The following is a 19158-nucleotide window of genomic DNA, read 5'->3' as shown; positions in this document are numbered from 1 at the left end:
CTTTTCAGCTCAATAATCCGGGTGTCAGCTTGGGCTGCTGCGGTTCAATATGGGCGTCAGAAGCAGTTCCTATTCGTGCTCGTGGTAAGTCACCAAGTCATCGATAGGCGAGCGGATAATCTTGCCGACTTCCATGCCGTGGCCGCGGGCCACCTGCGTCAGCACGTCGCGGAAGTTGTAGCCCACCGAGCCCACGCAGTTGAAGGTGTAGTCCTGGTAGCGGGGGTAGTGCAGCACCAGGTTCTGGAAGAACGTCTCGAAGCCATCGAGCACGATTTCGCGGCAGTAGCTCACGTTATTGTGGTCGTAGGCAAACTTGGCGAAGTTGGCCAGGTAGCGGTTGGGCAGGGGTTGGTTGTAGAGCCGGTCGAGGATGTCGTTGCGCGAGCCCAGCGAATACGTCTCGCGGAAAATTTCCTGCAGGCCATCGGGCAGCAGGCCGCGCAGGTAGTCGCGCAGCAGGCGCTTGCCAAAGAACGACCCCGAGCCCTCATCGCCCAGGAAGTAGCCGAGCGAATCCACGTTGTAGGTGATTTTCTGGCCATCGTAGAGGCAGGAATTGGTGCCGGTGCCCAGAATGGCAGCAAAACCTGGCTTGCGGCCCAGCAGCGCGCGGGCAGCGGCCAGCAGGTCTTCCGTCACCGTGGCCTTGGCTTGGGGGAACAGCTGCCGCAGCGCCGCCGCAATCACCTCGGCCTTGAGCGCCGACGACACGCCGGCGCCGTAGAAGTGCACTTCTGTTACCTTGTCGCGCTGGAGCGTATCGGGCAGGTTTTGGGTGAGTGATGCCGCAATCGCCGCCGTATCCACGAAATCGGGGTTGTAGCCTTCGGTGTTGAAGTAAACGCGGTTTTTGGTATCATCGAGCAGGCACCAGCTGCACTTGGTTGAGCCGCCGTCGGCAATCAGAATCATAAGCTATAGTTACGAGTGGGACAGTGGGGCGAAAGTAAGGCCCAGCTATGAAACCGGCAGCTAGATGGCTCGTATTGAAAATGCCCAGCCATTGCGAATGCAATGCGTAAAATTGAATTTCGCCGAACCCAGAAAATAATAAAACAATAATTCTGAGTGTTACTTTATAACATTTGAATGGTGCACCGGCGAATTATGCTGTATTTTGCACGCAAGAACCGCATCTGTATCGAATACCACTTTTCAACCCAAAAACCCACATGAAAAAACTGTTTACCCTTGCTGCGGCCGGACTTATGTCGGCCGCAACTTTTGGCGCTCACGCACAGGTCACCGTCGACGGAGTGCTGAACACCGCGGAGCTGACTTCGGGCAACTACGTCTTGGTTGGCAAGTACACCAATCCCCGCGGCTTTGGCGATGCCGGACTGCTTAGCTTATATGCCGCTAGCACCGCTACAAAGGTCTACTTCTTTGTGGGCGGCACGGTGGAGCCCAACGGCAACTCGTTTCAGCTCTTCCTGGACCTGCCCGCCACCACCGGCGTGCCCGTGGGAACGTCGTTGCCAGCAGGTGCCGCCGGTACCTCATTTGAGAAGATGGTAGCCAAAATGGACCTGCCCGTTGACCTCGCCCTGGCCTTGCGTAGCGACGGCACCGGCTATAAGATTGAAGGCGCTACCTACACGGCCACTGCGGTCACCAGCAAAAACCTGACCGGCACAACGCCCATTGCCGGCGACGGCACGGCCAGCATGCTGGCTACCGATGTTGCTTTTCCCATGCTGGCCACGGCCCGGGTTGCTTATAAAAACGCCACTGGTGGCAAGCTCTCAGCAAACCCCGGGGCTATTCCTGCCAATACCACCACCGACTATGGGGGAGCGGGAACCTACGGTTGGGAAATTGAGCTAGACCGGGCCGCAATTGGCGCCCTGGCAACCTCTACGCTGCAGGTATTCGTATTGCAGAACAATGGTGACGGCGGTTTCTTGTCCAGCGATTACATCCCGCAGGCCACCACTACCCCCACGGGCAACGGCAACCTGGGGGATGCGCCCACGGTAAACTTCGCGAACGTACCGGGCCGTCAGGCCGCCACCCTCTCGTTGACCGCTACGGGCACCGTACTCCCCACCAAGGCCGCCAACGAAGCATCGGTTGCCATTGGCGTATTCCCGAACCCTGCTTCTGGCTCAACCACGGTTTCGTACCGCGTTGAAACCGCGACTGCTCCGGTTCGTATCGAACTCAACGACCTCTTGGGCCGCACGGTTCGCGTGGTGGAGAGCGGCGTGAAAGGTGCAGGCGCGCAAAGCAAGCGCTTCGATACCGCCGACCTCGCCGCGGGCACTTACCTGGTGCGGGTGCAAGTAGGGGAGAAAGTAGCAGTTAGTAAAGTCGTACTGCGGTAGGCCGTTTGCGTAATAATTAACAAGCAGTAAAAAGCCCCATCGCACGAGCGATGGGGCTTTTTTGTGTTCTCTAGGACTTCATAAACAGAGGCCCTTGCTCTTAATGCAAGCTGTGCAGTTTGCTTGGCATTGGCAAACTATCTATTTAAATCGATAACGGGTGAGGGAGGTTAGCACGCTTTGCTTTAGCTCAAATTGAGTCTTCTCATAGGCTCAAACTAAAGCCATTGTTGGTTAGCCGCGGATTACTTCGCACAGGTAGGAATGTGATAGGCAACGGTACAGGACTTACTTAACTACCTAATGTCTCAATAAAAAAGCCCTGGCGAATCTCGCCAGGGCTTTTTTGTGTCAGCAAAAACATGCTAGGCTTTTATTCCCACACCGGTGTTCACGCCGTGCGAAAGAACAAAAAGCTGCTTGTTCTGGCTAATTGATAGAATACTTCATGTTATTCAAATCCAACTTAATGGTGTAGGTACCAGCTTTTGTAACGGTGATGTTGCTGCCGTCTTTTACTATAGTACCGCCCGTGCTGGAGCTGCTGCCATAGTTCAACGTCCAAGCGTTGTCGGCGCGGAATTTGAATTCGCCTGCATTCATCTGACGCGTAATATCGAAGGTTTTGGTGGTGCAGTTATAAGTCAACGGAACATCGGTGTTCCAGTCCACACCCGCCGGGCCGATGATGGACCATTTATTCGAGCCAGCCGGAGGCAGGCACACCGTGTAAGCCGTCGCCGTAAGCGGCACGGCATTGGAAACGAAGCTGTGAGCATCGGTGCCTGCTACTGCGGCCACGCGCGCATAGACAGGGGTAGCCGTGCCAGCAGTCACGCCCAGTGTAGTCAGTGCCGTGTTCAGGTCGCTCACGGTTACGGCTTTTGTGGTACCCGTACCGCCGTCGATTACGACCGGATAGCCAAAGCCATCAGCCGTTTTGGATAATTGCAGCTGGTAGGTAACGGCCGGGGTCTTGGTGTAAGCAGTACCGCTCAATGCCAGCTGTACAGGCGTCCAGGTGTAAGTGAGAGCGGTTTGGGTGCTGTTGGCCTGGGACAGCACCACCGAGTTGGTGGAGGCGGTAAGGGTTGGCGTAGCCGAAGGGGTGACGGTCACCTTGTCCTCGTCCTTTTCGCAGGATGCCAATGTTGCCACAGCAAACGCCATTGCGGCGACTTTGGTAAGCAAATTTTTCATAATGGTTTCTTGATTAAAATGGGGTACGCAGTCCGGATATACTCTCAACACCAACACTTTGGATTTAGTAAAAGTGTCGGTTTTCGAAGCCTTAACGTAGCAGGGCTGAAAGGTGGGCCGTTCTGCAAATGAAGTGAAAAAAGCGAAGGAGTTGAGCCAATACGTATTGGCTCAACTCCTTGCTTAACGCCTTAGTAACCCGGGTTTTGCTTCAAGTTCGGGTTGGCCGTGAGGTCAGCAGCCGGCAGGGGGAACAACCGGTACTTGGCGTCTACGCTCTTCCCGCTGGCAACGCCGCCTTTCCAGGGCCACAGGTACGTAGCGTCGGTGAACTTGCCGTAACGGATAAGGTCCGTGCGGCGGGTGCCTTCCCAATGCAGCTCGCGGGCGCGCTCGTCGAGGATGAAGTCGGTAGTCATCTGGGCATCGGTGATGTCCGCTACCGCGCTGGCGGTGGCGATGGGCAGGCCGAAGGCACGACGACGAATCTGGTTTACGTAGCCCAGGGCAGTGGCGCGGTCACCATTGCCGCGGGTAGCCGCCTCGGCGTAAATGAGCATCATGTCGGCCAAACGCAGCATGGGGAAGTCAATGCTGGAGAAGTTGCCCGGACCACCCTGCGGGGTGCCGGCCGAGGTAACGTTGCGATACTTCAGCACGCCAAGGCCTTGGGTAAACTGGCTGAGGTCATTGATGGTCAGCGTCTGGCCTTTGGTGTAGAAACGGCCGCGGCGGTCGCGAGCGGTGTCGCCACCGGCCAGGAAGAACTTGTCGAACAGGGCGCTGGTCGTGCGCACGCCGCCCCAGCCCGTGGTTTGGCCCACGAGGCGCTGCCACGCAGCGTCGGCACCGCTGGTAGAGCCGTTCACGAGGAACGTGGTGCCCCCGTAGCTCTGCACGCTGTTTGCGTCAAAAATAACGGGCCAGATGATTTCATTTTTGGCCGGGGCCAGGTTGTTGTCGGCCAGAAACAGGCGGCCGTAGGCCGAAGCCACGGGAGTAGCCGGGGTGGTGTTCAGCGTATAGCCCGCGTCAATTACGGCTTTGGCTTCGGCGGCGGCTTTGGCGTACTGGGGCGTGCCGGTGTATACCCCGGCGTTCAGGTAAAGGCGGGCCAGCATGCCGTGTGCGGCGGCTTGGTCTACGCGGCCGTACTCGTTGGTGCGGGGTGCGGCCAGGTCTTTGGTCAGGGCTAGCAGCTCGCTTTCCACGTAGCTGTACAACTCCTGGCGGGTGGCGTACTTGGGCAGCGGGCCACCCACGGGGTCATTTTCCGTCACGAAGGGGCCATTGCCGAACAGGTCGATAACGTGCGAGTAAGCCACGGCACGTAGGAACCGGGCCTCGGCCCGGAACAGCTTGCCTTGCTCCAACTCGCCGCCGCCCAGGCGGCTGCCGAGCTTGTCGTCGGTGGCTTCGCGGAGAAACTCGTTGCAAATAGCAATTTCGTAGTAGAGGCGGCTGTAGAAGCCCCGGGTCAGCGGGTCGCTGGCGTCCCAGTTCATCTTGTGCCACTCCTGCACGCCCGGGTCGTTCCAGGCAATTACGGCTTCGTCGGTGGTCAGCTCCTGGGCACTCCACCACTGGCGGATGTAGTCCGAAGTACCGGCGTCGATGCCCGAGATGTCACCCGAGCCGGGGCCCGAGGAACCGGTGAGCGCAAAGCCGCCGTAGAGCTTGGCAAGCACCTGCTTGTAGCCCGTCAGGCCAGTGTACACCTTGTCGGGCGTAAGCTCGTACTTCGGCGTCTGGTCCAGGTCTTTGGTGCAAGACGTGCTGAGGCTAACCAGGGCCGTGCTCAGCGTGAGGGCCGTAAGCCCCCGGGATAATACTTGTTTCATGAGAGGTGGGAATTAGATGCCGAGCGCGAGGCCGAGGGTGAAGGTGCGGGCACGCGGGTAAAAGTTGGTGTCGATGCCGCCGAATACTTCGGGGTCAACCCCTTTGTACTTGGTCACGAGGAAGGCATTCTGCACGTTGGCCGTTACGCGGAGCGACGAAGCGCCGAGCACCTTGCCCACGTTGTAGCCCAACGAGATGTTTTCGCAACGCAGGAACGAAGCATTCTGCACGTAATAATCCGAGAACAACTGCTGGCGGGTAAAGCCCGTGTTCTGAACGTCGGGGCTCAGGTTACTTACGAAAAGAGTGGAGCCTTGGGCGTTGGCATAGTTGCCAAAGTTTGCAGCGTTAGCATTGTACACGTAGTTGCCGAGGTTGCTGCGCAGGGTAAAGGCGGCAAACAGCTTCTTATACGTTACGTTCGAGCTAAAGCCCAGTGTAACGAGCGGGGCGGGCTGCTTGTAGAACGTGTAGTCGGCGTCGTTGATGATGCCGTCGCCATTCTTATCCACGTACAGGCCTTCTACGGGGCGGCCATTGGCGCCGTATACCTGCTGCGCGGTGAAGAAGGAATTGATGGGGTGGCCCACCGCCTGAATCTGGATGGTGTTGCCGGTACCGCCGCCAATGCCACCAACCTTGTAGCCCTGGAAGTTTTCAGCTTGCTGGCCCAGGTCGGTGATTTTGTTTTCGTTGTAGGCGCCGTTCAGGTTCACATCCCAGGTCAGGTCTTCGCTGCGCAGGATGCCGTAGTTCAGGCCTACTTCGATGCCGCGGTTACGCAAGGAGCCAATGTTGGCATCGAGCTGGTTGGTGAGGTTGGAGCCGGCCGAGAAGTTCACGCGGGCCAACAGGTCGCTGGCCGTGCGCTGGTACACGTCGACGGTAGCCGTGAGGCGGTTGTCGAGGAAGCCCAGGTCCAATCCGGCGTTGTAGGTGTTGGTGGTTTCCCAGGTCAGCACGGCGTTGTAGCCTTGGGGGCTGTAGCTAGGCACGGTGCCGCCGGTGTTGCCCAGCGGGTACGTGGTAGACGCACCGCTCAATACGTAGCGCGGCTGCGTGTCATAGTACCCATTGCCGAGGTCCTGCTGGCCGGTGCGGCCGTAGCCGGCGCGCAGCTTCAACTCGGAAAACAGGTTGTTGTCTTTCAGGAAATCCTCGTTCTTAACACGCCAGGCCAGGCCCAGGGCCGGGAACCAGCCACTACGGTAGCCCTCACGGAAACGCGAGGTCCGGTCATTGCGGAGGGTGGCGGTTACCAGATACTTGTCCTTCACGTTCATCGTGGCGCGGCCGAAGTAGGAAAGCATCACGAGCTTGCCATAGTAGCGAGGCAGGAGCAGGGTATCAGCCTTGTTTACTTTGGTGGTGCGGTTGAACCGGTAGTCCAGGAAGTTGGGGCCCTGGTACTGGAAGGTCTGGTAGGCGTAGCCGCCCTGCACGTCAACCTTGGTGCCGCCGAGCTGCTTGCCGTAAGCCAGGTAGGCTTCGAGCAAATGCATGTCCTTGTCCTGAGCGTACTGGGTGTAGCGGCCGTTCAGGCCAGCGTTGGTAGCAGCGGCTGGAGCGCTGTTATAGTTGCCGAAGTCGATGGGCTGAATGGTTTTGCTACCGCGTCCGCGCGAGGCGTCGAGGCCCAGGTTGAGGTTGGCACGCAGCCCATCAATGCCGTGGACTTTGTAGTCGAGCTGCACGTTGCCGATGAGGCGCTTCACTGTGCTGTTATCGTTGGTATTGTTGAGCGCGGCCACCGGGTTGCCGGGCGCGTTGCCCAGCGGCTGGCCTACCGAATTGGTGAACTGGTAGTAGCCGCCATAGCGCGAAAAGCGCCCTTCGCTCGACGTAATCGGCTGCGTGGGGTCATACAGCGCGGCGTTGGCCACGGTGCCGTAGTCCACAAAGCGGTTGTCTACCACCGTGCCTTTGGCATTGATGTCGATGCGCAAGTGTTTATCAAGCAGAGTGGGCGTCAGGCTTACGGAGCCCGAGTTACGCTTCAGGTTGTTGGTGATGACGATGCCTTCCTGGTAGAGGTTGCCGTACGACACGCGGAACGGCACTTTGGCCACGCTGCCAGTGAGGCTAACGGTATTGTCGTAGGTGCCAGCCGTGCGGAAAATCTCATTCTGCCAGTTGGTATTGGCTGTGCCAAGCGTAGCATACTGGGAGGGCGCGCCATTTTGTTGAATCAGGCTGCGGAACTGGTCAGCGCTCAGCGGCTCGTAGCGGCGCGCCACAGTCGAAACGCCAACTTGGGAATTCAGTTCAACGTGCAGCTTTTCGCCTTGCAGCCCGCGCTTGGTAGTGATAAGGATAACACCGCCCGAAGCCCGGTTGCCGTAAATAGCAGTAGCCGAGGCGTCTTTCAACACCGTGAAGGTCTCGATGTCGTTGGGGTTAATCAGCGAGAGTGGGTTAGAAGCACCGCTAATACCTTCCTTGTCTACCGGCACGCCGTCAATTACATACAGCGGGTCGCTGTTGGCGTTGAGCGAGGAGTTGCCGCGGATGCGGATGGTAGTGCCAGTGCCCGGGGCACCGCCGACCGTGGTGATGGCAACACCGGCCACCTTGCCCTGAATGAGCTGCTCGGGGTTGGTTACCTGGCCCTGCACAAACTGCTTGGAGTCGACCGTAGCCACGGCGCCGGTCACGTCCTGGCGGCGCTGGGTGCCATAACCTACTACCACGGCTTCGGAAAGCTGAGTGGTATTTTCAGTCATCTTGGCCGAAATCTCGGAGTTGGCGCCGGCAGTCACCGTCACTGGCAGGCGAACAGCATTGTAGCCTACAAACGAAATAACCACGGTGTGGGGACCCGCCGGTACGTTCTGAATGCTGTAAGTGCCGTCGACAGCCGACGAGCTGCCCAGGGAAGTCCCTTCGATAAGCACGGTTGCACCCGGAATGCCTTCGTTCTTACTGTCGGTAACCCGGCCGCTTACGGAGCCAGTTTGGGCAAAGGCTCCCGAAGGGAATCCAAAGCCCGCGAACAATAGCAGAAACAATAGTTTCGCTAGATAATGGTGTTTCATAGGAAACGGTAATTTGGTGAAAAATGTGAGTGGTGGGAAAAAATAAAAAAGTTTTCGGAAAGAGGGCGCAAGTTACCCTATAAATGGCATTATAGCAGCTTGTAGGTGGCTTTTTCAAGCTGCTATTTCCTAGCTATATAGGGCGGTGGGAGTTTGTTCAGGGCCATTCTCCAGTAGCTAAATTGCTGGGCATAATTTACACATTTTTATGCGACAAAATGCTTGTAAATAGGAAGTTAAGTACGTTAACGGAGTGGCTTTTCTTGCCGCAGCCCCCCTGCAAACGATTAGGATTGCAAAGGGTTGGGACTGCAGTTGGCGGGGGCGCCGGAGGGTGGCGCCCATTTCAGCTCAAGTTTTCTGCTTACTGACTTCGCCTAAATCCTGATTGATAGTACGGCGGCCTTTTCAGCCGAGAGCAGAACTCGTCCTAGCACCGGCCTATTTCGAGCGAGCGCAGGGCAGAAGGCAAACGGCAGGAGCAAGGAGGCGAAACTCCCCTTGAACTGATGCCACAGCGGCGTCGGCCACCCAGGCGAATGCCCGGTAAGTGCCTGTCCGATAGAATTTCAGTGGCTGGTGCTACCGCTTTAGCTCAACTCTTTCTGGTTGAGCCCCGTAACAGGCCAAGCTATATTGGCTTATTGCTGAAACCAGCTCAACTTTTCCACTTCAACGAACCTGCCTGCACTTATGAAAACGAACAAGCTGCTTGTCTTAACTGCTTTGCTGGCCACCGGTGCCTATTCAGCTAGTGCTCAATCCAGCACCACTACCACCACCAAGCAAACCACGACCACCACGCCCGCACCTACCACCGTGCCAGCAACCCCGGTACAGAGCGCAACCGCGCCCGCCACCACCGTGCCGGCAACGACGAACACCGTCGAGTCGACCACAACGACCGTGACCCCGGCGCCCACTGCAGCCCCCACGCAAACCGTGCCCGCCAACACCAAGGTGAAGGACAAGCCAAGAAAGACCAAAATCAAGCCCAAGCACTAAGTAGGGGGTTGTTTTTAATAATTACAAAAGCCCGGCCGCTAGCATATGCGGCCGGGCTTTTGTTGTTTTTAGGGCTGCTAAAACGGCACATTTCGGGTGGTCGCCGGCCCATCGGTGTCGGGCCGTAATGGAGGAGCTACTGGTGCCAGCCCCAATGGTACTGCCGCATTGTGGCAGGTGCGCCAGCGGCCTTGCAAGGCCAATGTCTGCTCGTTACATTTGGCTTTTCCTTAGAAGATGAAAAAGCCCCATCTGCTGATACTTTTGCTGCTGGCCAGCGGCGCGACCACTGCCGCGGCCCAGTCCCATGCCGGCGCGCGCAAATCTTCTCCAAAAGAGAAAGGCACCTCGACAAAAGGGAAGAGCAAGCAGCTGCCCGCATATGGCCCAGTTACAGCCGCGCGGACCGGCGAAGGCCAAAGCGACGCACCGCCCGTATATGTCGGCAAGGTCAAGCTTGAGAAGCCCGTGCTGGTGTATTACGAGGAGGCGCCTCCGGGCAAGGCGGTGCAGCAGCTCATCATGGCCGAGAAACACCTGGGCCTGCTGAAAACCCTGGACCTTGAGCACCTGATGTCCCGCCGGGAGGTGTTTGTGGACGGCTTGGGCAACCTGGCCCTACCCGGCAGCGACCTTGCCAAGTACCGCTTGCTGGGCACCAGCGCCGTGGCCGAAGATGCCCGCCGCCCCGCCGGCGACGGGCGCAGCTTCTACTCGCGGCTCAAGGTGCCGGCATCGGGCATCCTCTACGTGGTGCGCGAGTCGGCCGAAGAATACCGCCATTTCGTGAAAGGTCCCCAGAAGAAAGGTTCGTTCCTTGATTTTCAATCCAACGGCCTGCCGGGTGTCGATTCCGTGCGTGCCGTATACACCCTGCGCAAGATGGATTCGGCGGAGCGCGGCGCGGGTAGCGGCGAAACCATTCGATAATAAACCAGCTATTTATGATTATAAAAGCCCTGCTGACCAGCAGCCTTGTGCTTGGGCTGAGCCCTGTGTTTGCCCAAGCCATTCTGAAAATCACCAAGGTGCCGGCCACCACGCCGGCTAGCGATACACTGTTCGTAGCCGGCTCCTTCAACAACTGGAACCCGCACAATCCGCGGTTTGCGCTGAAAAAGAATGCCGACGGCACGTATCAAATAAGCCTGCCGCTGAGTGCGGGACCGGCCGAATACAAGTTTACCCGCGGCAGCTGGGCCGCCGTGGAAGTAGACGACAAAAACCAGCAGATTGCCAATCGGAAAGCGGATTTGAGTTCGGCCCGCGAAGTCACGCACCAAGTGTTGGCCTGGGACGACCAGAGCGGCGCGGCTGCCAAGCCAAAAGTGCATACGGCCAGCCCCCGGGTGCGCGTACTGGCTAATTCCTTCGTGATACCGCAGCTCAGCCGGCAGCGCCGGGTATGGGTGTATCTGCCCGCCGACTATGCCCAGAAGCCCTCTCAGCGCTACCCCGTGCTATACATGCACGATGGCCAGAACGTGTTCGACGACGCCACCAGCTTCGGCGGCGAGTGGGGCGTAGACGAGACGCTGGACAAGCTGCGCGCCGCCGGCCAGGACGCGACGGGCGCCATCGTAGTGGCCGTTGACAACGGCGACCAGTTTCGCTCCGACGAATACATTCCCTGGCCCAGCGCCGCCTTGAAAGACCAGCCCCACCAGGGTGGCCAGGGCGACCCGTACGTTGACTTTCTGGCTCAAACCCTGAAGCCCTACGTGGACTCCCACTACCGCACCCAGCCCGACGCAGCCCATACCGGCATCGCCGGCTCCAGCCTGGGCGGGCTGATATCGGTGTATGCCGCCTTGAAGTACCCCAAAGTATTCGGCGAGGTTGGCGTGTTTTCCCCAGCCTTCTGGGTGTGCAACGACTCTCTCTTAACTTATGCTAAAACCCACAAGGCTGCTTCCACAGCACGTTTTTATTTCGTGTGCGGCCCCAAGGAATCGGAAACCATGCTGCCGCTGATGAAGGCCTGGCGCGATGAACTGCGTGCCCAGGGAGTGCCCGCCGCCAATCTAGCTTTTTCCGCCCCGGCCGATGGCCAGCACCGCGAGTGGTTCTGGCGCCGGGAGTTTCCAGTTGCTTACAAGTTCATGTTTAGCCCAACGGCCAAAACCAAGGCTTCAGCAAGAAAGGCTACTCCTAGTAAGGCTGCTTCTCATAAGGCTGGACTTAGCAAATAAAGTGTCATAAAGAGCACGGCGACGCCTATTGCGCGAGCCACTTGTCATGCTGACGAAGGAAGCATCTTACCACCGCTGAACGATGCATGCGTGAGAAGATGCTTCGCAGGCTCAGCATGACAGCCGATTATTAATAGATGGCTGGTAATAATTCCAGCTCAATTTCTGCTACAGTTTGCTAAATCAATATCAGAATTAAAAGAAGGTTACCAGCCTCGCATTAAAAATCAATGCATGTTACTGGTATTTTAAGAAAGTACCATTATCTTTGCGTCGCGTTTCCAGGAAGCGCACTCCCAATATGACCTCACATCGTACTTCCCAGGCTTGGTGGTGGCAGTTCCGAAACATCGGACCGGACTGCCTGTGCGCCTAGTGAAGTCAACTTTGATTTTGCCTTTGACCACAAAAGCCCGGCCCACCAGCCGGGTTTTTTGCATTTTAAATCTCCCCTGAGGCACCCGATTCGCCTCGTTTGTTCCTACTCGCCTCCGTGTCTTACCAGCTCACCACCCGCCACCGCCGCCTTCTGGCCGATACCGTAACGCCGGTGGGCCTGTACCTGCGCCTGCGCGACCAGTACTCCAACTGCCTGCTGCTAGAAAGCGCCGACTACCACGGCCAGCAAAACGCCTTTAGCTACCTGGTGTGCGAGCCATTGGGCACGTTTGAGCTGCGGCGCGGTGGCGAGCTGCGCCAGTCGTTTCCGGACGGGCGCGCTACCAGCGAGCAATTGAGCCAACCCCGCCAAGCCCTGGCCGAACTGCGGGTGTTTGCGGCCGCATTTACCCCCGATGAAGCCGCTGCCAAGATGCCCTTCATCAGCACCGGGCTGTTTGGCTACATGGGCTACGAGGCCGTGCAGAGCTTCGAGGACGTGACGTTTGACGCGGACAAGGTGCCGGCCGGCGATGTGCCGCTGATTCGCTACGGCGTGTACCGCTACGTCATCGCTTTCAACCACTTCCGGCAGGAGCTCTACTTGTTTGAGCACGGCGTAACCGGCCAACCAGCCGAAGCCGACGGCCTCGACCGCCTTGAAAACTTGGTGCGCAACCCCAGCGTGCCGGTGTTCAACTTTGCCACGGTGGGAGAGGAGGCCAGCAACCAAACCGACACCGAGTTTCTGGCGCGCCTGACGCAAGGCCAGGCCCACTGCCTGCGCGGCGACGTGTTTCAGATTGTGCTCTCGCGGCGGTTTCAGCAAAGTTTTTCCGGCGATGAGTTCAACGTGTACCGCGCGCTGCGTTCCATCAATCCTTCGCCGTACCTGTTCTACTTCGATTACGGCGACTACAAAATCTTCGGCTCCTCGCCCGAGGCCCAGGTGCTGGTGCAGGGCCGCGAAGCCAGCCTGTACCCCATTGCCGGAACGTACCGCCGCACCGGCGACGACGCCGCTGATGCGGCCGCCGCCCAGCGCCTGGCCGCCGACCCCAAGGAAAACGCCGAGCACGTGATGCTGGTGGACCTGGCCCGCAACGACTTGGCCCGCCACGGCAGCCAGGTGCAAGTGCGCACGCTGCGCGAAATCCAGTTTTACTCGCACGTCATTCACCTAGTGAGCCACGTCACGGCCGAACTGGATGAAGGCACCGACACGCTGCAAGTGGTGGCCGACACTTTCCCGGCCGGCACGCTCTCCGGCGCGCCCAAGCACCGCGCTTTACAACTCATTGACGGCCTCGAGCCCACGGCCCGCGGCTACTATGGCGGTTGCATCGGCCACTTGGGCTTCGATGGCAACTTCAACCACGCCATCATGATTCGCTCGTTTTTGAGCACTGGCAATCAGCTTTATTTCCAGGCCGGTGCCGGCGTGGTAGCCGCCTCGAGTGTTCAGTCGGAACTAGAAGAGGTGCACCACAAGTTGGGCGCGCTCCGGGCTGCTCTCCGCGCCGCCACCGATGTTCAATAGGTAATCAGCACGATAGCAACGCCATGAAAATCCTCGTTCTCGATAACTACGACTCCTTCACCTACAACCTGGTGCACCTGCTGCGGGAGCTTGGCCACGGCGCCAACCTCACCGTAACGCGCAACGACCAGCTGCCCCTCGAAGCGGTGGAGGCCTACGATGCCATCATGCTGTCGCCCGGTCCCGGCATTCCGGCCGAAGCGGGACTGATGCCTCAAATCATTAAAACCTACGCGCCCACTAAACGCATTTTGGGCGTGTGCCTGGGCCACCAGGGCCTGGCTGAAAGCTTCGGTGCGACGCTCTACAACATGCCCGCCGTGCTCCACGGCGTTGCCAACGAAGCCGAGGTAACGGCGCCCGACGAGCGGCTTTTTGCCGGTCTGCCGCCCCGTTTTCAGGTAGGCCGCTACCACTCCTGGGCCGTGCGTCCCGAAACCATGCCCGCGGAGTTGGAAACCACGGCCCGCGACGCCAACGGCGAAGTGCTGGCCTTCCGTCACCGGCAATATGATGTGCGCGGCGTGCAGTTCCACCCCGAAAGCATCCTCACCGAGCACGGCGCCAAAATGCTGGAAAACTGGTTGAGCTAACGTTTAGCTCAATAATGGCCGTCATGCTGAGCGCAGCCAAAGCATCTCTACCGCTTCGTTGCAATCATCTGGATTACTGCTGCACGCGAGATGCTTTGGCTGCGCTTAGCATGACAGTCTTAATAAATGAAACAGTAGCACGCTTTGAAACAGATTCTCAACAAGCTTTTTGACCACCAGCCGCTGACGCACGCCGAGGCCCATGCTGCCATGCGCCAGCTGGGCGAAGGCGGGGCTAATGCCGCTGAAACCGCCGCGTTTCTGGCGGTGTACCGCATGCGGCCTATCACGGTGGCCGAGCTGGCCGGCTTCCGGCAAGCCCTGCTCGACTTGAGCCGGGACCCGGAGCTGGGCACCAACGAAGTGCTCGACATTGTGGGCACGGGTGGCGACGGCAAAAACACGCTCAATATTTCCACGCTGGCCTGCTTCGTGGTGGCTGGGGCGGGGGTGAAGGTGGCCAAGCACGGCAACTTTGGCGTGTCGTCGGTCTCGGGGGCCTCCAATGTACTGGCGCATCATGGCTATGATTTCGAAGCCAGCTCCGACCAGTTGCGGCGGCAGCTGGACAAAGCCGGCATCTGTTTTTTGCACGCGCCGGCTTTCCATCCGGCCATGCGGCATGCTGGGCCGGTGCGCCGCGAGTTGGGCTTGCGTACGTTCTTCAACATCCTGGGCCCGCTGGTGAACCCCGCCCGCCCCGCGGCACAGCTGCTGGGCGTGTTCAACCTGGAGCTGCAGCGCGTGTACCACTACCTGATGCAGCCCACCGGCACCCGCTACGCCGTGGTGCACGCCCTGGACGGCTACGACGAGCTGGCCCTCACCGGCCCGGCCAAGGTGGTGTCGTCGTTTGAGGGAGAGCGGCTGCTGACTCCCGACACGCTGGGCCTGGCCACCTGCACCACCACCGACCTGGCCGGCGGCAGCACCGCCGCCGCGGCCGCCGAGCTGTTCAAGCAGGTGCTGGATGGCAACAACACCCCCGCCCAGCGCAATGTGGTGACGGCCAACGCCGCACTCGCCCTGCAGTGCGCTCGCCCCGGCCTGAGCTGGGAAGATTCCCTAGCCCAAAGCCGTGAATCTTTGGATTCCGGGGCCGCGAAGCGCGCGTTCGAAACCATGCTCAGTATTAAATAAGGGTCGCGCTGCTGGCTCAATTTCTTAAATAATCAACGTTGTGCGAAGCAAAAGCTTCGCCTCCCTGTTTCCCTACCCATGTCTCAGCCCACTATTCTTCAAACCATCGTCGCGCACAAGCGGAAAGAGGTGGCCACCCGCCGCGAGCTGGTGCCCGTCAAGCTGCTTGAAAGCAGCTTGTACTTCAACTCGCAGCCCGTGTCGCTGCGCCAGTATTTGCTCCGCGATAACGGCAGCGGCCTCATCGCCGAATTCAAGCGCAAGTCGCCCTCCAAGGGCTGGATAAACCAGTACGCGCCGGTGGAACGCACCACGTTGGGTTACATGCAGGCCGGCGCCGCCGCGCTGTCCATTCTCACCGATACCGAATTTTTCGGTGGTAAAAACGAGGACCTGACCACCGCCCGCCGCTTCAATTTCTGCCCCATCCTACGCAAGGATTTTGTGGTGAACGAATACCAGGTTCTGGAAGCCAAAAGCATCGGGGCCGATGCCGTGTTGCTGATAGCCGCCGTGCTCACGCCCGAAGAAATCAACACGCTGGGTAGCCTGGCCAAGTCGCTGGGTCTGGAAGTGCTGCTGGAAGTACATGATGGCGAAGAGTTGGCCCGCTCGGCCAATGCCGACGCCGTGGATTTGGTTGGCGTGAATAACCGCAACCTGCACGATTTTAGCCTGAGCCTGGATACCTCGCTGGAGCTGGCGGCGGCCATCCCGAACGAGTTTGTGAAGGTGTCGGAAAGCGGCATTTCCAGTGCGGCGGCCATCGGCCAGCTCCGCGAAGTGGGCTACCGCGGCTTCCTGCTCGGGGAGGCCTTTATGCGCAACGCCCGCCCAGAGCGCGCTTGCGCCGCCCTCGTGCAGGAGATTGCTGCATTGCCCAAACCGGCTGCTGTTTCCTAGCCCAACCAATGAAAACGCCCCGCCACTTACCCGCTGATGTTGCTAAGGCTGCCGGCCTTCCCGAAGCCAGCGCACGGCCGCAGGCCTCAGCCCAACCGGCAACCCCGGCGCGGCTGCTGGTGAAGGTGTGCGGAATGCGGGACGCCGCGGCGCTCGCTGAGGTTGCGGTGTTGACTCCGGATTTTCTGGGCTTCATTTTTGCCCCAGCATCGCCGCGTTTTGTAGGCGAGGCGCTTGCCCCGGAATTGGTGCAAGCCTTGCCCGCCAGCATCTGGAAAGTAGGCGTGTTTGTGAACGAAACAACTGAAACCATCGTCACCACTGCCGAGCGTTTTGGGCTGGCTGCGGTGCAGTTGCACGGCCAGGAGACGCCCGCGCAGTGCGAAGAATTAAGCGAAGCTGGCCTGCTGGTGATGAAGGCTTTCTCGGTGGGCAAAGCGGTTGACTTTACCGCGCTGTTGCCTTACGTGCCGCATTGCGACTTCTTTCTTTTTGATACCAAAGGCGCGGCCCCGGGCGGCAATGGCGCCGTTTTCGACTGGGACTTGTTGAAGAGCTACAACCTGCCTGTGCCGTATTTCTTGGCCGGTGGGTTGGGCCTGGAACACGCCCCTGAACTAGCGGACCTTCGCCTCCCGGGTTTGGTGGGCGTTGATTTGAATAGCGGCTTTGAAACCGCACCGGGCGTGAAAGACGCCACCCGGGTTGGGCAGATGCTGAAAGCGTTGCGGCCTATAGTGACTTAATAATCTAAAGAAGAACGTCATACTGAGCGCAGTCGAAGCATTTCGCGTGTAGCAGTAATAAAACCAGCCCAACGAACCGAGCGAGATGCTTCGACTTCGCTCAGCATGACGTTCAGAGAAAAAAACTACTTGCCATGACCCCATCCTATCAGCAACCCACGGCCCGCGGCTACTACGGCGAATTCGGCGGCGCATTTATCCCCGAAATGCTCTACCCCAACGTGGAGGAGCTGCGCACGCGCTACCTGGACATCCTGGCCGACCCGGATTTTCAAGCGGAGTTGCAGCAGCTGTTGCGTGACTACGTGGGCCGGCCCACGCCGCTGTTCGAAGCCAAGCGCTTGTCGGAACGCTACGGCACGCGGGTGTTTCTTAAACGTGAGGACCTGTGCCACACCGGTGCCCACAAAATCAACAACACGGTGGGGCAGATTTTGCTGGCCAAGCGCCTGGGCAAAACGCGCATCATTGCCGAAACAGGCGCCGGGCAGCACGGCGTGGCCACGGCCACCGTCTGCGCCCTGATGGGCCTGCCCTGCGTGGTATACATGGGGGCCATCGACATTGAGCGCCAGGCGCCCAACGTAGCCCGAATGCGCCTGCTTGGGGCCGAAGTGCGGCGGGCCGAAAGCGGCAGCCAAACCCTAAAAGATGCCACCAACGAGGCCATCCGCGACTGGATTTCTAACCCCGTCGACACGCACTACATCATCGGTTCAGTGGTAGGGCCACACCCGTACCCCGATTTGGTGGCACGCCTGCAAGCTGTTATCAGCGAAGAAATGCGGGCCCAGCTGCTGGAGAAAACCGGCTCTGAGCTGCCCAATTTTGTGGTGGCCTGCGTGGGCGGTGGCTCTAATGCGGCGGGCGCCTTCTACCATTTCTTGGACGAACCTGCCGTGCGCCTGATTGCGGTGGAAGCAGCCGGTCACGGCATCAATTCTGGGCACTCAGCAGCTACATCTGTGCTGGGCACGCCGGGTATTATCCACGGCAGCCGCACGTTGCTGATGCAGGACGAGCACGGCCAAATCACGGAGCCTTACTCGCTGAGCGCCGGCCTCGATTACCCGGGCATCGGGCCGCTGCACGCTCACCTGGGCGCTTCGGGCCGGGCCCAGTTCGTTTCCATCACCGACGACGAAGCACTGAAGGCAGTGAGTGAATTGAGCCGTTTGGAAGGCATCATCCCCGCGCTAGAAACCGCGCACGCGCTGGCGGCTCTCGGCCAGATTGGGGCCGGCCCCAACGACGTGGTGGTGGTAAACCTCTCCGGCCGCGGCGACAAGGACCTGGAAACCTACCTCAAGAACATGGACAAGCTGGTGTAGCCCGCGGCCCACCACTTCACAACTACGATGGACCGAATTAAACAAGCCTTCGCGAGCAAGCAAAACCTGCTCAACATGTACTACACGGCCGGCTACCCTAGCCTTCACGACACGCTGCCGCTCGCCAAAGCGTTGGTATCTGCCGGCGCCGACATCCTAGAAATCGGCATGCCGTTTTCTGACCCGCTGGCTGACGGCCCCGTCATTCAGCGCAGCAGTTCGGCGGCCTTGGCCAATGGCATGAACCTTCCCGTGCTGTTTGGGCAACTACAGGAGTTGCGCGCCGCCATTCCCGAAACGCCGGTGCTGCTCATGGGCTACCTCAACCCGGTGCTGCAGTTTGGCATGGAAGCCTTCCTGAAAAAAGCCGCTGAAGTGGGTGTCGATGGCCTAATTCTGCCGGATTTGCCACTGGACGAATACGAGGAGATGTATCACCCGATGTTTCAGAAATACGGCTTGAAGGCAGTGTTCCTGATTACGCCGCAGACCTCGGAAGCGCGCATTCGCCGGCTCGATGCCTTGTCGGATGCGTTTCTCTACCTCGTGTCGGGGCCCGGCACCACCGGCGGCACCACGCTGCCCGATGTAGAGGCGCAGAAGGAATACTTTGAGCGCATCGCCGCCATGAACCTCAAGACCCCGCGGCTCATCGGATTCGGCATCGCCGACAAAACCGGCTTTGACCGTGCCTGCGGCCACGCCGACGGCGCCATTATCGGCTCCGCCCTCATCCGCGCGCTAGAAGACACCGACGATGCACCCGCCACGGCTGCCCGATTCGTGCAAGCCATCAAGCAGGCGTAAACCTTACAATCACCAAAAAAGACCGTCATGCTGAGCGCAGCCGAAGCGTCTCGCCCGCTTCGTTGCAACCATCTGAATTACTGCTGCACGCGAGATGCTTCGGCTGCGCTCAGCAT

General features: G+C 59.2%; 15 protein-coding genes. 11 read left to right on the top strand and 4 right to left on the bottom strand.

All coding sequences use genetic code 11. The features are described 5' to 3' along the window. Positions 1–69: 69 nt before the first annotated feature. Entirely contained in the window at positions 70–915 is an 846-nt protein-coding gene (locus tag AUC43_RS15900) for an N-acetylglucosamine kinase (protein ID WP_068195841.1), read from the bottom strand. A gap of 260 nt (positions 916–1175) precedes the next feature. On the opposite strand from AUC43_RS15900, the gene AUC43_RS15895 reads away from it, so the two are divergent. Next, complete coding sequence (locus AUC43_RS15895; protein WP_082685131.1) at positions 1176–2330, top strand: T9SS type A sorting domain-containing protein; 1155 nt, start codon at positions 1176–1178, stop codon at positions 2328–2330. Between the two features lie 429 nt (positions 2331–2759). Here the strand turns inward: AUC43_RS15895 and AUC43_RS15890 are convergent, their stop codons facing one another. The 3 genes from AUC43_RS15890 to AUC43_RS15880 all read right to left on the bottom strand — a co-directional run bounded on the left by AUC43_RS15890 (position 2760) and on the right by AUC43_RS15880 (position 8407). Next, positions 2760–3530: a SusE domain-containing protein gene (locus tag AUC43_RS15890; protein ID WP_068195833.1), complete on the bottom strand. Its 771-nt coding sequence runs from the start codon at positions 3528–3530 to the stop codon at positions 2760–2762. 191 nt (positions 3531–3721) lie between these two features. Beyond that, the gene (locus tag AUC43_RS15885) at positions 3722–5371 is read right to left on the bottom strand and encodes a RagB/SusD family nutrient uptake outer membrane protein (protein WP_068195830.1); all 1650 of its coding nucleotides are present in this window, start codon (positions 5369–5371) and stop codon (positions 3722–3724) included. A gap of 12 nt (positions 5372–5383) precedes the next feature. Next, positions 5384–8407, bottom strand: a complete 3024-nt coding sequence (locus AUC43_RS15880) for a SusC/RagA family TonB-linked outer membrane protein (RefSeq protein WP_071885944.1) — start codon at positions 8405–8407, stop codon at positions 5384–5386. Positions 8408–9100: 693 nt separating this feature from the next. On the opposite strand from AUC43_RS15880, the gene AUC43_RS15875 reads away from it, so the two are divergent. The 10 genes from AUC43_RS15875 (at position 9101) to trpA (ending at position 19042) form a co-directional block, all read left to right on the top strand. Next, on the top strand, positions 9101–9412 hold the full coding sequence (locus AUC43_RS15875) for a hypothetical protein (RefSeq protein WP_068195823.1): 312 nt from the start codon (positions 9101–9103) through the stop codon (positions 9410–9412). Positions 9413–9649: 237 nt separating this feature from the next. After that, positions 9650–10342, top strand: coding sequence for a hypothetical protein (locus AUC43_RS15870; protein ID WP_068195820.1), 693 nt, complete (start codon positions 9650–9652; stop codon positions 10340–10342). 14 nt (positions 10343–10356) lie between these two features. Then, complete coding sequence (locus tag AUC43_RS15865) at positions 10357–11604, top strand: alpha/beta hydrolase (protein WP_068195816.1); 1248 nt, start codon at positions 10357–10359, stop codon at positions 11602–11604. 493 nt (positions 11605–12097) lie between these two features. Further along, positions 12098–13522, top strand: coding sequence for an anthranilate synthase component I family protein (locus AUC43_RS15860; RefSeq protein WP_068198753.1), 1425 nt, complete (start codon positions 12098–12100; stop codon positions 13520–13522). Positions 13523–13545: 23 nt separating this feature from the next. Continuing rightward, complete coding sequence (locus AUC43_RS15855) at positions 13546–14115, top strand: anthranilate synthase component II (protein WP_068195815.1); 570 nt, start codon at positions 13546–13548, stop codon at positions 14113–14115. Positions 14116–14259: 144 nt separating this feature from the next. Continuing rightward, complete coding sequence (gene trpD, locus AUC43_RS15850; RefSeq protein ID WP_068195812.1) at positions 14260–15255, top strand: anthranilate phosphoribosyltransferase; 996 nt, start codon at positions 14260–14262, stop codon at positions 15253–15255. 78 nt (positions 15256–15333) lie between these two features. Continuing rightward, positions 15334–16158, top strand: coding sequence for an indole-3-glycerol phosphate synthase TrpC (trpC, locus tag AUC43_RS15845; protein WP_068195808.1), 825 nt, complete (start codon positions 15334–15336; stop codon positions 16156–16158). Between the two features lie 8 nt (positions 16159–16166). After that, positions 16167–16904 (top strand): phosphoribosylanthranilate isomerase, encoded by a 738-nt coding sequence (locus AUC43_RS15840; RefSeq protein ID WP_233254029.1) that lies wholly within the window; start codon positions 16167–16169, stop codon positions 16902–16904. A 134-nt stretch (positions 16905–17038) separates the two neighbouring features. Further along, positions 17039–18235: a tryptophan synthase subunit beta gene (gene trpB, locus AUC43_RS15835; RefSeq protein ID WP_068195806.1), complete on the top strand. Its 1197-nt coding sequence runs from the start codon at positions 17039–17041 to the stop codon at positions 18233–18235. A 27-nt stretch (positions 18236–18262) separates the two neighbouring features. Next, positions 18263–19042, top strand: a complete 780-nt coding sequence (gene trpA / locus AUC43_RS15830) for a tryptophan synthase subunit alpha (RefSeq protein ID WP_068195803.1) — start codon at positions 18263–18265, stop codon at positions 19040–19042. Positions 19043–19158: the final 116 nt, after the last annotated feature.

The sequence above is a fragment of the Hymenobacter sedentarius genome, assembly GCF_001507645.1.
GTDB lineage: Bacteria > Bacteroidota > Bacteroidia > Cytophagales > Hymenobacteraceae > Hymenobacter > Hymenobacter sedentarius.
Note: the sequence above shows the minus strand (reverse complement) of the source record. Positions and strands in the feature narration are given on the sequence as shown.